The sequence below is a fragment of the Pseudomonas sp. OVF7 genome (assembly GCF_030644265.1).
GTDB classification, from domain to species: Bacteria; Pseudomonadota; Gammaproteobacteria; order Pseudomonadales; family Pseudomonadaceae; genus Aquipseudomonas; species Aquipseudomonas gorinensis.
In genome coordinates this window covers 3707972-3722911 of record NZ_CP128996.1, presented here as the reverse complement: position 1 = coordinate 3722911, position 14940 = coordinate 3707972, and the positions used below count along the sequence as shown (strand labels likewise).

Annotated in this window: 9 protein-coding genes; 2 read left to right on the top strand and 7 right to left on the bottom strand. The window is 63.7% G+C overall.

From position 1 onward, the window contains the following. The first annotated feature begins 150 nt into the window (after window positions 1–150). Window positions 151–2214 carry a transketolase gene (tkt, locus tag QU606_RS17070; protein WP_024075059.1) on the top strand — a complete coding sequence of 688 codons (2064 nt, stop codon included), beginning with the start codon at window positions 151–153 and terminating at the stop codon, window positions 2212–2214. A gap of 327 nt (window positions 2215–2541) precedes the next feature. On the opposite strand, the gene uvrA is transcribed toward tkt, so the two are convergent. The 7 genes from uvrA to QU606_RS17035 form a co-directional block, all read right to left on the bottom strand. Beyond that, window positions 2542–5061 (bottom strand): excinuclease ABC subunit UvrA, encoded by a 2520-nt coding sequence (gene uvrA / locus QU606_RS17065; protein WP_304998630.1) that lies wholly within the window; start codon window positions 5059–5061, stop codon window positions 2542–2544. A gap of 55 nt (window positions 5062–5116) precedes the next feature. Beyond that, complete coding sequence (locus QU606_RS17060) at window positions 5117–6832, bottom strand: ATP-binding protein (protein ID WP_069076374.1); 1716 nt, start codon at window positions 6830–6832, stop codon at window positions 5117–5119. A 126-nt stretch (window positions 6833–6958) separates the two neighbouring features. Further along, window positions 6959–10030, bottom strand: a complete 3072-nt coding sequence (locus QU606_RS17055) for an error-prone DNA polymerase (RefSeq protein ID WP_069076375.1) — start codon at window positions 10028–10030, stop codon at window positions 6959–6961. A gap of 43 nt (window positions 10031–10073) precedes the next feature. Beyond that, the gene (locus QU606_RS17050) at window positions 10074–11486 is read right to left on the bottom strand and encodes a DNA polymerase Y family protein (protein ID WP_069076376.1); all 1413 of its coding nucleotides are present in this window, start codon (window positions 11484–11486) and stop codon (window positions 10074–10076) included. 7 nt (window positions 11487–11493) lie between these two features. Beyond that, on the bottom strand, window positions 11494–12108 hold the full coding sequence (gene imuA, locus QU606_RS17045; RefSeq protein WP_024075054.1) for a translesion DNA synthesis-associated protein ImuA: 615 nt from the start codon (window positions 12106–12108) through the stop codon (window positions 11494–11496). After that, window positions 12108–12725: a transcriptional repressor LexA gene (gene lexA, locus QU606_RS17040; RefSeq protein ID WP_024075053.1), complete on the bottom strand. Its 618-nt coding sequence runs from the start codon at window positions 12723–12725 to the stop codon at window positions 12108–12110. Before lexA ends, imuA begins: the two co-directional genes overlap by 1 nt. Before the next feature lie 215 nt (window positions 12726–12940). Beyond that, window positions 12941–13528 (bottom strand): NUDIX domain-containing protein, encoded by a 588-nt coding sequence (locus tag QU606_RS17035; protein WP_024075052.1) that lies wholly within the window; start codon window positions 13526–13528, stop codon window positions 12941–12943. A gap of 357 nt (window positions 13529–13885) precedes the next feature. Between QU606_RS17035 and QU606_RS17030 the strand changes: the two genes are divergently transcribed. Beyond that, complete coding sequence (locus QU606_RS17030; protein WP_024075050.1) at window positions 13886–14812, top strand: alpha/beta hydrolase; 927 nt, start codon at window positions 13886–13888, stop codon at window positions 14810–14812. Window positions 14813–14940: the final 128 nt, after the last annotated feature.

Sequence of the window (14940 nt, the reverse complement as noted above, 5' to 3'; positions counted from 1 at the left end):
ATGGCTACGCCCTTGAAGCTAGCCCATTCCAAGGGGTCTTGTCATGTTTGCCGGCAAACCAGTCCCGTTCGTCGCAACCTGGGCAATGGGATCAAACCTTTGCCGCGCCCTGCCCTCCACTGTAGATCGCCACTTGAGGGAGACCGGTTCATGAATCAAGCTGCCAGCGCTGTCGACACCCAATGCATCAACACCCTTCGTACCCTGGCCATGGACGCCGTTCAAAAGGCCAACTCCGGCCATCCGGGCACGCCCATGGGCCTGGCGCCGGTCGGGTATACCTTGTGGAGCCGCTTCCTGCGCTATCACCCCCAGCACCCCGACTGGCCTGGCCGTGACCGCTTTGTGTTATCCGTCGGCCATGCATCGATGTTGCTTTACTCATTGCTGCACTTGGCGGGCGTGGTGGAGATGGATGCCGAGGGCAAGCGTACCGGGCACGCCGCGATCAGTCTGGACGATATCAAGCAGTTTCGGCAGGCGGGCTCCAAGACCCCTGGGCACCCGGAATACCGTATGACTACCGGGGTCGAGACCACCACCGGCCCCCTGGGCCAGGGCTGCGCCAACAGCGTCGGGATGGCAATGGCCGAGCGCTGGCTGGCCACGCGCTTCAATCGCGAAGAAAAGACACTGTTCGATTACAACGTGTACACCTTGTGCGGCGACGGCGACATGATGGAGGGTATCAGTGGCGAAGCGGCATCGATGGCCGGGCATTTGAAGCTGGACAAGCTGTGCTGGATCTATGACAACAACACCATCAGCATCGAGGGCCACACTGAGCTGGCATTCAGCGAAGACGTGATCAAGCGCTTCCAGGCCTATGGCTGGCATACCCTGCACGTGACCGATGCCAATGACTTGCAAGCCCTGACCAATGCCCTGGAGACCTTCCATTGCAACCGGGGCGCGCCGACCCTGATCGTGGTCGACAGTGTGATCGGCTATGGCTCGCCCCATAAGCACAACACCGCCGCCGCCCATGGTGAACCCTTGGGTGAGGAGGAAATCCGCCTGACCAAGGCCGCCTATGGCTGGCCACAGGATGCAAGCTTCCTGGTACCCGATGAAGCCTGCACGGCGTTGCGTGATGCGTTGCTTGAGCGCAGCGAGCCACTGTATGAAAAATGGCTCGAACACCTTTCGCTGCTCGAACAGTATGAGCCCGAGCTGGCCGATGAATTGCACCGCATGCGTGCCGGGCAAATGCCGGAACACTGGCAGAAGCACTTGCCCCACTTCGACAGCGATGCCAAGGGCATCGCCAGCCGTGCCGCCGGCGGCGAAGTATTGAATGCGTTTGCCCAGCAAATCCCCTGGCTGCTCGGCGGCTCGGCGGACTTGTCGCCATCGACCAAGACCAACCTCACCTTCGACGGTGCCGGGCGTTTCAGTGCCGACGACTACAGCGGGCGCAACCTGCATTTCGGCATCCGCGAACACGCCATGGGCGCGATTGCCAATGGCATGGCGCTGTCGTATTTGCGGCCGTATACCTCGACATTCCTGGTGTTCAGCGACTACATGAAACCGCCGATCCGCCTGGCGGCAATCATGGAGTTGCCGGTGATATTCGTGTTTACCCATGACTCGATCGGCGTCGGTGAAGACGGCCCGACCCACCAGCCCATCGAGCATCTGACCCAACTGCGCGCCACGCCGGGGTTGCTGACCCTGCGCCCGGGTGATGCCAATGAAACACTGGAGCTGTGGAAAGTCGCCCTGGCGCAAACCCATCGGCCGAGCTGCGTGGTGTTGTCGAGACAGCCACTGCCGACGCTGGATCGCAGTAAATATGCGGCGGCGTCCGGCGCGGCCAAAGGCGCGTATGTGTTGGCGGGGGCTGAAGCGCCGGATGTCATCCTGATCGCGACGGGCAGTGAAGTCAGCCTTGCCGTGGAGGCTTATGAACAACTCAAGGCTGAAGGGATTGCCGCGCAAGTGGTTTCAATGCCCAGTTGGGAGCTGTTCGAAGACCAGGACCAGGCTTATCGCGACAGCGTGCTGCCGCCGGCCGTGAAGGCCAGGGTCGTGGTGGAACAGGCCGGCCCCCTGGGCTGGGATCGCTATGTCGGCCAGACCGGCGCCAAGGTGGTGATGAACAGCTTCGGCGCGTCGGCACCGCTGGCGAAGTTGCAGGAGAAGTTCGGGTTTACTACAGAGAACGTGGTGAAACAGGCCAGGGCGCAGATCCAACTGACGCAACGCTGAGCAAAATGTGGGCGGCCCCACGGCCTCCTGTGGCGAGCGGGCTTGTTGTGGCGAGCGGGCTTGCCCCGCGTTGGGCTGCGAAGCAGCCCCAAAACCAGGCACCGCGGTGTGTCAGTTAAAAACACATCGCCTGTAATGGGGCTGCTTCGCAGCCCAACGCGGGGCAAGCCCTAATGCCGTTCAGTTAAGAGTACATCGCCTTCTGTAGGAGCGAGGGGGACGCCTAGTTCTTGCTCGCTCCTACAAAAAAGCCTTAACTGAACGGCATCAGGGCAAGCCCGCTCACCACAAAAATGCGCTCGAAGCGTCGCTCCGCCCCTCCCGCATTCAGGGCAGTTCTTTGGCAAGGAACGGCGCGGTGCGGCTCTTCTTGCTCCTGGCCACCTTCTGCGGTGCGCCGCTGGCGACTACCTTGCCGCCCATGTCCCCTGCCCCCGGCCCGATATCGATCACCCAGTCACTCTGGGCCACCACGCGCATTTCATGCTCCACCACAACCACCGTATGCCCGGCCTCCACCAACTGATTGAGCTGGCTGAGCAAGCGGTCGACATCCCGTGGATGCAAGCCGGTGGTCGGCTCATCCAGCACATACAGGGTGGCGCCACGGGCATTACGTTGCAGTTCAGTGGCGAGCTTGATGCGTTGCGCTTCACCGCCCGACAGTTCGGTCGCCGGTTGGCCCAGGCGCAAGTAACCCAGGCCGATATCACGCAGTACGTGCAGCGAACGCAGGACGCCCGGTTGTTCGGCAAACACGTCCACCGCCTGCTCCACGGTCAGCCCCAGCACTTGCGCAATGTTCAGGCCTTGCCATTGGATCGCCAGGGTTTCGGGGTTGTAGCGCGCCCCATGGCACGTCGGACAGGGGGCATACACGCTGGGCATGAACAGTAATTCAACGCTGACAAACCCTTCGCCCTCGCAATGCGCGCAGCGGCCCTTGGCGACGTTGAACGAGAACTGCCCGGCATCGTAATGGCGCTTCTTCGCCGCCGGCGTGGCGGCGAACAGTTTGCGCACGTTGTCGAACAGCCCGGTGTAGGTCGCCAGGTTGGAACGCGGGGTACGACCGATGGGCTTCTGGTCAACCTGCACCAGACGGCGCAGGTGTTCCAGCCCGGCGCTGATATGCCCGCCACTGGTTTGCGGCGCGTCATCTTCCAGGCTGCGTTCCTCGTCATTGTCCGGCACGCGGCCCAGGCCGCTGCCGACCAGTTCCAGCAACGCCTGGCTGACCAGGCTGGACTTGCCCGAGCCAGAAACACCGGTCACCGCCGTGAAGCAGCCCAGTGGGAACGCCACGTTCAAGTCATTGAGGTTATTGCGCGTCACGCCTTCGAGCTGCAACCAACCCTGGGGTGGACGTTGCGACGCCGTCGACGGGCGCCGCTCGGCAAACAGGTACTCGCGGGTCTGCGACGCCTCGATCGCCGCCAAGCCGGCGGGTGGCCCGCTGTACAACACTTGCCCGCCATGTTCACCCGCCGCCGGGCCGACGTCGATCAGCCAGTCAGCGCGGCGCATGGTTTCCAGGTCATGTTCCACCACAAACAATGAGTTGCCCGCCGCTTTCAAACGTTCAAGCGCGGTGAACAACGCCTCACCGTCCGCGGGATGCAGCCCGGCCGACGGCTCATCCAACACATAGATCACACCAAACAACTGTGAGCCCAATTGGGTCGCCAGGCGTAAGCGCTGCAACTCCCCGGACGACAAGGTCGGCGTGCTGCGCTCCAGGGACAGATACCCCAGGCCCAGTTCGATCAAGGTGCTGACCCGCTCCAACAGGTCCTGGGCAATGCGCTGGGCAGCCAGGCGCTTTTCCACCGACAGCTTCATTGTGTCCTGCCCCGCCGCCACCGGCCGCAGCAGCTCGGCCAGTTGTACCAGCGACAGTTGCGACAACTCACCGATATCCACCCCGGCAAACTTTACCGACAACGCTGCCTGGGTCAGCCGCTTGCCAGCGCACAACGGGCAGGCACTGCCTTGCATAAATTGCGCGACGCGCTTTTTCATCAGCGCGCTTTGGGTGTGGGTGAAGGTGTGCAGGATGTAGCGCCGCGCACCACTGAAAGTGCCTTGGTAACTCGGCTCCAGCTTGCGTTTGAGCGCGTCGCGCGTCTGCTCCGGGGTGAAGCCGGCATACACCGGCACGGTCGGGGTTTCTTCGGTGAACAAAATCCAGTCGCGCTGCTTTTTCGGCAGGTCGCGCCAGGGAATGTCGACGTCATAACCCAGGGTCACCAGGATGTCGCGCAGGTTCTGGCCTTGCCATGCCAGCGGCCAGGACGCCACGGCGCGCTGGCGAATGGTCAGCGACGGATCGGGCACCATCAGCGCCTCGGTCACTTCATACACACGGCCCAGGCCATGGCATTGCGGACAGGCGCCCTGGGGCAGGTTCGGCGAAAAGTCTTCGGCATATAGCATCGCCTGGCCCGGCGGATAGTGGCCGGCGCGGGAATACAGCATGCGGATCAGGCTGGACAAGGTCGTCACGCTGCCCACCGACGAACGCGCACTCGGCGTACCGCGCTGCTGTTGCAGGGCCACAGCCGGAGGCAAGCCTTCGATGGAGTCCACATCGGGTACGCCGACCTGGTCGATCAGGCGCCGTGCATAGGGCGCCACCGACTCGAAATAGCGGCGCTGGGCCTCGGCGTACACCGTGGAAAAGGCCAGCGACGACTTGCCCGAACCCGACACCCCGGTAAACACCACCAGGGCATCCCGTGGAATGTCCACATCGACATTGCGCAGGTTATGTTCGCGGGCGCCGCGAACCCGGACAAACCCGGGCCGTTGAGCAGTGAGCGGAGGGAGGGTGCGCTGTGAAGTCATGGTCAACCTTGTCATGGGCAGGTCCTGGTTCGGAGCCTGCCGGGCGGGGGCTCGTTCAATCGGTCTGAGCCACACGGGCGGTAAGCACGCTGCGCAACCGTTGCGTCAGGGCTTCGGGGCTGTAGGGTTTGCTCAGCAGATGAATGTCGGCACTGAGCAGGTGGTTGGTGGAGAGAATGTCGCGGGTATGCCCCGAGGTGAACAGCACCGCCACCGGCGGCTGCTGGGCGCGGGCCCAGTCGGCCAGGTCGGTACTCTTGACGCGGCCGGGCATCACCACGTCGGTAAAAATAAGATCGGGGCGCATTCCGTCCAACAGCCTCTGCATCGCCCGGTCGCCGTCTTCAGCGGTCAGCACGGTATAGCCAGCCTGCTCCAGCAGCTCCACGACGGTCAATCGCACGCCCTCGTTGTCCTCCACCACCAGAATGGTCTCTTGGCCTGCGGCATGGGATACCGGCTCGGGTTCGATCTCCTGGCACTCCTCGTCCAAGCTGCGCGGGAAATACATTTGCACCACGGTGCCCTTGCCTTCCTCGCTCCACACCTCGACATGGCCGCCACTTTGCCGGACAAACCCGAACACCATGCTCAGGCCCAGGCCCGTACCGTGGCCATCGCGCTTGGTGGTAAAGAACGGCTCGAACACCCGCGACAGAATCGACGCCGGCATACCCACGCCGATATCCGTGACCGCCAGGCGCACATACTCGCCGGGCTGCAGGCTTTTACCGACGCAATCCTTGGGGTTGAGGATGATATTTTCGCCGGTGATGCGAATCACGCCCTCGCCTTTCATGGCATCCCGGGCATTGATCGCCAGGTTCAGCAGTGCGTTTTCCAGTTGGTTGCGGTCGACGTGGATGCACCAGGAATCCTGGGGCAGTTGCACATCGACATGGATGGTTTCACCCAATGCACGTTGCAACAATTCGCCCAGACCGGCGTAGATGCGCTGCGGGTTGTAGACCGCCGGTGACAGCGGTTGGCGACGCGCAAACGCGAGCAATTGCGAGGACAGCTTGGCACCGCGCTCCACCGCCGCAATGGCAGCGTTGACACGTCGCTGCACCTGGGGGTTTTCCGGCTCATGGCGGGCCAACAGGTGCAAATTGCCGGCGATCACTTGCAGCAGGTTATTGAAGTCGTGGGCCACGCCACCGGTCAGGCCGCCAATGGCTTCGAGTTTTTGCGACTGGCGCAGTTGCTCTTCGGCGACGGAGCGCGCCTGCACTTCGGCGGCAACGCGCTGCTCCAGGTTGTGGGTCAGCTCCTGGCGCAAGCGCTCGGAAATCACATGGGCGGTGGTCTCCACCACGATCGCCAAGACCCCGGCCGGCTGCTGGTCATCTCCGGCGACCGGACTGTAATACAGGTCCAGCCATACGTTTTCCGGCTGTCCGTTGCGCAGCAACACCAGCTCCTTGTTGTGATAGGACAAAGTGCCACCCGCCAGGCAAGTGTCCACGACATGCCGATTGAAGTCGGCGACTTCCGGCCAGCCCAGCTCCACCGGCGTGCCCAGCAAATACGGATGACGGCCACCGGCAAACACGGAATAGCTGTCGTTGTAGATCATGTAGCCGGCCGGCCCCCACAGCATCACCATGGGCACGGGCGACGCCAGCATCATCTGCACGGTGCAGGCCAGGCTGGTGGACCAGCGATCCAGCGGGCCCAGGTCGGTGTGCGACCAGTCGAAGGCACGGATTCGCTGGGCCATTTCACCGCCCCAGCCTTCACAGCCGTGGGTGTTGGATAAAAAAGGCATCGATAGGCTCTTGGTGCAGAGAAACATTGATCGGTGGTGCAGTTCCACTGATAAAAACTTGGAGCCTGACTGTAATAAATCGTTTCATTGCATATAGCTCATCCGTCGTGAACTGGGCAACTCCCCTCAGTGAAAATCCCGGCTGCGCACAGGAATGCCGTCCAACAGCGGCGTCAGGTCGGTCAGGCGCCCGGCGATCAGGTGCCGTACCTCGCCCACCGCTTCCCAGCGCCCGTCCACCTTGAGTAGCCGCGAATTCACCAAGGCTGCGCGCTGGCGTTCTGCCAGATCACGCCACACCACCACGTTCAGATTGCCGAACTCATCTTCCAGGGTGACGAAGGTCACGCCGCTGGCGGTGCCGGGGCGCTGGCGACCGGTCACCAGCCCGGCGACGCTGACATTGCGCCCATGCTCCACCGCCAGCAGTTCGTTCGAGCTGCGACAGCGCCGCTTGCGCAGCTCATCACGCAGCAACGCTAACGGATGGGGGCCGAGGGTGGTGCCGACCGTGACGTAATCGGCCTGCAAGTCCTCACCCACCGTGGGCACCGGCAACGCCACCCGCGCTTCATCGGGGCTGGGCAAGCCGGCAAATAACCCAAGTTGCTTGTGCACCCCCGCCACATCCCAGCGTGCCTGGTGCCGGTTGCCGGCCAACGCGCGCAAGGCACCGGCATCCGCCAGCAAGGCCTCGGCGCGGGCGTCCAGCCCGGCGCGTTCGTCGAGATCGGCCACATCGCTGAAGGCGCGGTGCTGGCGGGCCGCTTCGATACGCCGCCCATCCTCTTCGCGAAACCCGGAAATCATACGCAAGCCCAGGCGGATCGCCGGTTGCTGGCCGTCGATGGGTTCCAGGCTGCACTCCCAGTCACTGGCCTGCACGTCTACCGGACGAATCTGCAAGCGATGGCGGCGGGCGTCCTGCAGGATCTGGTCCGGGCTGTAGAACCCCATGGGCCAGCTGTTGATCAGCGCACAGGCGAACGCCGCCGGCTCATGGCATTTGAGCCAGCAACTGGCGTAGGTCAGCAAGGCGAAACTGGCCGCGTGGGACTCGGGGAACCCGTAGCTGCCAAAGCCCTTGATCTGCTCGAAGATCTGCGCGGCAAAGGCTTCGCTGTAGCCATTTTTCAGCATGCCGTTGCGCAGGCGCACTTGATGGGGTTCCAGCCCGCCGTGACGTTTCCAGGCGGCCATGGAACGGCGCAACTGGTCGGCCTCGCCGGGGGTATAGTCGGCGGCGACGATGGCGATTTGCATCACCTGCTCCTGGAACAGCGGCACGCCCAATGTTCGTTCCAACACCGTCTTGAGCTGCGGCGACGGGTAGGTGGTGGGCTCTTCTTTGTTACGCCGACGCAGGTACGGATGCACCATGCCGCCCTGGATCGGCCCAGGGCGCACGATGGCAACCTCGATCACCAGGTCATAAAAGTTCTGCGGCTTGAGCCGGGGCAACATCGACATTTGCGCCCGCGACTCGATCTGGAACACACCGATGGTGTCGGCCTTGCTGATCATTGCGTAGGTGGCCGGGTCTTCCTTGGGGATCGTCGCCAACGACAGGTCGCGGTGGCGATGGCGGCGCAGCAGGTCGAAACAACGGCGGATCGCGCTGAGCATGCCCAAGGCGAGGATATCCACCTTGAGCAGGCCAACGGCGTCGAGGTCATCCTTGTCCCACTGGATGATCGTGCGATCGGCCATGGCGGCATTTTCCACCGGCACCAACGTATCCAGCGGGTGTTCGGAAATCACGAAACCCCCGGGGTGCTGGGACAGGTGCCGGGGGAAGCCGATCAGTTGCCGGGTCAACGTAAGTACCCGGCGCAACGCTGGGCTTTCAGGGTCGAAACCACTTTCACGCAGGCGCTCCAGCGGCGGTGCCTCATCACTCCAGCGCCCGCAGCATTCGGCCAGGGCGTTGACTTGGTCGGGCGGCAACCCCAGGGCCTTGGCCACGTCGCGCACCGCGCCGGCTGCGTGGTAACTGCTGACCACCGCCGTGAGGGCCGCGCGCGTACGGCCATAGCGCTGGAACACGTATTGCAGCACTTCTTCGCGGCGTTCGTGTTCGAAGTCCACGTCGATGTCCGGCGGCTCATTGCGCTCCTTGGACAGGAAGCGCTCGAACAGCATGTTCATCAGGCTCGGGTTGATCTCGGTAATGCCTAAAGCAAAACACACCGCCGAGTTGGCCGCCGAGCCGCGCCCCTGGCACAGGATCGAACGGCTGCGGGCGAAGCGCACGATGTCATGCACCGTGAGGAAATAGCTTTCGTAGCCCAGCTCACTGATCAACTGCAGCTCGTGGTTGATCTGCTGCAAGGTCTTGGCGTCGACACCCTCTGGCCAGCGCTGGGCAATGCCTTCTTCGGTGAGGGTGCGCAGCCAGGTTTTCGCGCTTTGGCCTTCGGGCACCAGTTCGCGCGGGTATTGGTAGCGCAACTGGCCGAGGTCGAAGGTGCAGCGGCGGGCAATCGCCTGGGTTTCGTCAAGCAGGGCTTGCGGGTACAACGCGGCCAAGGCCTCCAGGCTGCGCAAATGCCGCTCGCCATTGGGGTGCAACCGCGTACCCGCTTCGGCCACCGGCACGTGATAGCGGATGGCGGTCATGGTGTCTTGCAGGGCGCGGCGGCCGCGCGCATGCATATGCACATCGCCGCAGGCCACTGCGGGAAGTTGCAGGCTGGCGGCCAGGTGCAGGCGTTGTTCCAGGAGGCGCGCATCGTCCTGGCCACAATGCAGATGCACCGCCAGCCACAGGCGCTCGGCGAAGGTGCGGCGCAACCATTGGATCGAGGCCTGGGTGTCGCTGTCTGCGGCGACCCATAGCGCCAGTAACCCAGGCAAGGGTTGCTCGAAGTCCTCTTGCAGCAGGCGATAGCGCCCCTTTTCCGCCCGCCGTCGGGCCAGGGTGATCAAACGGCACAAATGCTGGTAGCCGCTGAGGTTTTCCACCAGCAGCACCAGCTTCGGGCCGTTTTCGATGCGCATCTCGCTGCCGATAATCAACGGCAACTCCACCGCCTTAGCCGCCTGCCAGGCCCGCACGATACCCGCCAGGGTGCATTCGTCGGTGATCGCCAGCGCGCTGTAGCCCTGGCGCTTGGCCCGCTCGAACAACTCCAGCGCGCTGGAGGCGCCGCGTTGGAAACTGAAGTTGGACAGGCAGTGCAGTTCGGCGTAGCTCATGCTTGCAGCTCACGGTGGGAAGGTGGCGACAGCCTGCGGTGGTTCATGCGAACCAGCCTTGCAGCCACAACCCATCGTGTTGCCCCACGGTGCGGTAGGCCCAGCCTTGCTGGCCGGCGCGGGTCTGGATCAGGTAGTAGTCGCGACGGATATCGGCGCCATCCCACCAGCCGGATTCGATACGCTCCGGCCCCATCAAGACCTGCACGCCCTGCTCGGCCAGCAAGGTCGGTTCGTTGAGCAACCAGCCGGGGCGCTGCACCTTGTCCAGGCTTGGGCACGGGCGGCTGTCGGCGGCCGCTTGCCAGGCGCATTCGGGGCGGTGGTCGGCGTGAAAACGCAGGCCTTGCACCGCATCATCCCCCAGCCGTGCACGCAAGCGTTCGCGCAACTGCTCCCAGGGCAGGGTCTGCTGCGGGCGGTCGTCGAACAGGTCCTTGCGCTGCGGCACGAACACCGGCAGGTCCTGGGCCACCAGGCGAAAGCCGCGCACCGGTGACGTGACCTGCACGTGCTCGAGGCGACCGCGGGCCAGTTCGAAGAGCATCGCCGGCTCACGTTCGGCGCTGAGCAGGCCAACCTTGATCACGCTGTCCGGCGCCTGGGCGTGCTCCAGGTGCAGGTCAAAACGCTGTACGCCGCTGTCGCGGCCGCAGAGGAAAGCCGACAGGTCACCGGTCAGCCGGCGCAAGGGGAATAGCAACGCCTGGTGGGATTGCACGTCGAAGTTCAGCTCGATGCGTACATCGAAGCGGTCCGGCGGTTGATAGAACGCCAGAGCCAGCGGCCGGTATCCGCCAAGAGCATCCAGGTGCTTGAGCACGCTGGCCTCAAAGCGCCGCGCCAGGGTATGCCGGGGCAACGCCTGCACCTGGGCCAAGGTGCGCAGGCCCATGCGTGACAAGGCCATGGCGGCCTGCGGCTCGAGGCCGGCGCGGTCGATAGGCAACGGCGCCAGGGCCTGCATCAAGGCGTCATCGTCTACGGCCAACCCATCGTAGAGATTGGCCAGCACGCGCGCCGCCGCCGGGTTGGGCGCGGCGACGATGCGGTGACGAAAGCCCAGCTCGTTCAGTTCCTTGCGCAAGCGCGCTTCGAAACGCGGCCATGGCCCGAACAGCCCCAGGCTCGATTCGATTTCAAACAGCAGCGCGCGGGGGTAGAACACACTGACCTGGGAACTGAACTGGTAGGCCCAGGCCGCGAGAAACTGCTGCCAACGCTCGATCTCCACCGGGTCGTACTCGGCGCAGGCAAAACCCTTGGCCAGGGCCTGCGCCGCCGTCAGCGACTGGCCGGGGCGCAGGCCCAATGCACGGGCGGCCGCGTTGACGGTTTGCAACACGCGCCGCTGCGGCGTACCGGCCAGCAACGCCAAGGGCTGATCCGCCTCGGGATGCAGGCGCTGCACCCCGTCCAGCGCCAATTGCGGGAAGACAATACACACCCAGCGCATATCAACCTCAGTGCCCGGCCAGCGCAATCGGCGCCGGATGAGCAAGCCCGCCTCGACACTTGAGCACCCGCACTTGCGCGGGCTTGGCCTCCACGGCCAGGCGCAGGGCCGCAGGCGACGCATTGATCGCCTCGCTCAAGGCGCGCCAGGCAAACGCCAGGGTCTGCCCGGTTTCGGCCGCCACCTGCAAACGGCGCAATGCCCGGTCATCGGCCTTGCGCGGCCAGCACAACACGGCGCCGCAACTGCCGGAACGCAGGCACTGCTCCACCGCCCACAAGGCGTCGCGCTCTTCGGCCTGGACCACCGAAAGCTGACGCAAATCCACCCCGGCGTTCTGCCAGGCGTGGGGGTACGGCGTGTAGGGCGGCGCCACCAGCACAATGCGTTCCCCGGCGGCCGATAAGCGCGCCAGGGTGGGCAGCACCAGTTGCAACTCGCCCACACCGTCCTTGGCCATGAGGATTTCGCTCAGGGCCGACTCCGGCCAGCCGCCCGTGGGCAGCACCGCATCCAGCGCCGCCAGCCCCGTGGGGTGCACACTGGCCGGAGGCACGGCGGGCCGGCCCTTCCAGACGCGGCCGCCATTGAACAGCGAGTCCAGTGCTACGACGGCGCCCATCAGCCTTGCCTCACCAGGCCGCAGAACACCCCTTCGATAGCCAGGTCCTGGTCGGGGCCTACCACGATGGGTTGATACGCCGGGTTGCGGGGCAGCAGGCGGACATGGTCGCCGTGACGTTCGAAGCGTTTGATGGTGACTTCACCGTCCAGGCGCGCGACCACAATCTGGCCGTTCAACGCTTCGGCACTGCGGCGCACGCCGACCAGGTCACCGTCGAGGATGCCGTCTTCGATCATCGAATCGCCCTGGACCCGCAGCAGGTAATCCGGGGTTTTCGCAAAGGTGGCAGGGTCGAGTTGCAGGCGGTTGTGGACTTCGGCATCGGTGCCGATGGGCAAGCCTGCAGCGACTCGACCGAGAACGGGGACGTCCAGCCATTCGGGGCGGGCGGGTTGGTTGAGCAAGCGAATACCACGGGCCTGGTTGGGGTTGACCTCGATGAAGCCGGCTTCAGTCAGGGCCACCACATGTTTGCGTGCGACGCTGCGGGAGGCGAAGCCAAACGCCTCGGCGATCTCGGCGAGGCTGGGGGGTTGGCCTTGCTGCGCGATGCGGTCGCGGATGAAGGTCAGGATGGCGGTACGGCGGGGGGTCAGGTTTGTCATGGAGTACATTTGTACTCCTGTGGGAAATTTCTGACAATAGCCGGTAGTCGGGGGGAGTGTTAGTGGAGGCATCTGGTGGCTGACCCACTGCTATCGGGGGCAAGCCCCCTCCCACATTTTTTACCGAGTACACCAGGCACAACTCCGGTCGGCTTTCAGGCCGTCGTGCTTTGGCGCTTGATCTCAAATCGCCCCGTCAAACACGCTGGCCGAACGCATCCCCCTCACCAGCCCTCTTTCAACATCCGCAACTCCAAATGCTGCAGCAACATAATGGTCTTCCCATCCACAATCTCCCCCCTCGCCACCATCGCCAGCGCCCGCTCAAACCCCAGCTCCAGCACCTCGATATCCTCCCCCTCCTCTTCGAGCCCGCCGCCGGTCCCTACCCGATCCCCCGCCTGGTACTCACCGATAAAAAAGTGAATCCGCTCCGTCACCGACCCCGGGCTCATGAACGCTGCGTAGATCTTCTCTACGTGCCCCACCCGATACCCCGTCTCTTCCTCGGCTTCCAGGCGAATGCGCTCTTCTGGGCTGGCGTTGTCCAGCAACCCGGCCGCCGCCTCGATCAGGTAACCGTGGTAATCGTTGACGAAGGTGGGCATGCGGAACTGACGAATCAGCAGCACCGTGCGCTGTGTGCGGTTGTACAGCAGGATGGTCGCGCCATTGCCCCGGTCGTACACCTCGCGGGTCTGGGCCTGCCAGCTGCCATCCCGGCGGCGCAGGTCGAAGCTGTACTTCTTCAAAACATACCAATTGTCAGAGAGGGTCTCTTCGGCAGTGATGCGAACGGGACTGTTATCCATGGTCAGGCCTTAGCTCAAAGGAGCGTGAGCATGTCGTGATGGCAACACCAGCGTCAAGCGCGTCGCATACCGCTACAATCGCGCGCGGGGTGGGGATGGACTTTGTCGCGCTGCTCCTGGGCAATGGGGTATTGCTGCTCAGCGCGGCGATGACCTTTCGCACTTGCTGTCCCAGGCCGACCAGGCGCTGTACCTGGCCAAGGCGCGGGGGCGTAATCGGGTGCAAGTGGTCGAGACGGCCTGAGCACCATGCTGTAACACTTTGCAAGCAATCGCCCTTCGCGGCTGTCGAATTAATTCCTGTACCGACAAGCCTTCTGTTAAAAACCGTCCTTCACCTTTGCCTTGGAACCTTCGATGTCATCTCGTTTTATGTCGCGCCTGGGCCTACGCTGGTTTCCCCTGCTGTGCATGCTCCTGTTGATCGTAGGTTTACCCGTGGGCTGCTCGGTGCTGCAGCACAAGGAGCGCGAGCTGGTGTTTCGCATCGAGCCCGGTACCGCCAGTTGGTACAGCGGCTTGCCCAGGGCGGTGCAGGAATTCGAACTCAAGCCCACCCGTTTCAAATCAGGGCAGAACATTCATGGCTGGTGGTACCCGGCAGAGCACAAGGATGCTCCGGCGATCCTGTACCTGCACGGCGTGCGCTGGAACCTCACCGGGCAGTTGTTTCGCATCGAGCAATTACATGCGTTGGGCTTCTCGGTGCTGGCTATCGACTATCGCGGTTTTGGCCAGAGCCACGGTGACCTGCCTTCGGAAACCACGGTGTACGAGGACGCGCGCATTGCGTGGGAACGCTTCCAGGTGTTGCAACCCGACCCGAACAAACGCCTGATCTACGGGCACTCCCTGGGTGGCGCGGTGGCGATCGACCTGGCGGCCGAGCTGGGCAGGCAAACGCCGCTGCCGGTGCGCGGGCTGGTGGTCGAGTCCACCTTCACCTCCCTGGCGGATGTGGCCACGGCCGTGGCGAACACGTCGTTGCCCGTGCGCTGGTTGCTCTCGCAGAAATTCGACTCCATCGACAAGATTGCCGACATCCATATGCCGCTGCTGGTGGTCCATGGCCTGGACGATCGCTACGTGCCCCCGCGTTTCAGCCAGCAACTATTTGACGCGGCCCAAGAGCCCAAACGGTTGCTGCTGGTGCCCGGCGCCAGCCATAACAACAGCATGAGCCTGGCCGGCCGCAGCTATCGCCAGGCGCTGGACAACCTGATGCGGGCGAAGATGCCGGCACAGGTTGTCACCCACGCCACAGGGCGCAATAACGAGTCATAAAAAAGGTTTTCGGCACTGGGTTCGCGCGAGCCTGTCAAGCGCAAACCCAGCCCATGCTGGCCCTCGCCACAAGTTGATCAAATATTAACCTTGGGTTAAATCGCCAACCCTGCCGGGCCCCGGCAAAG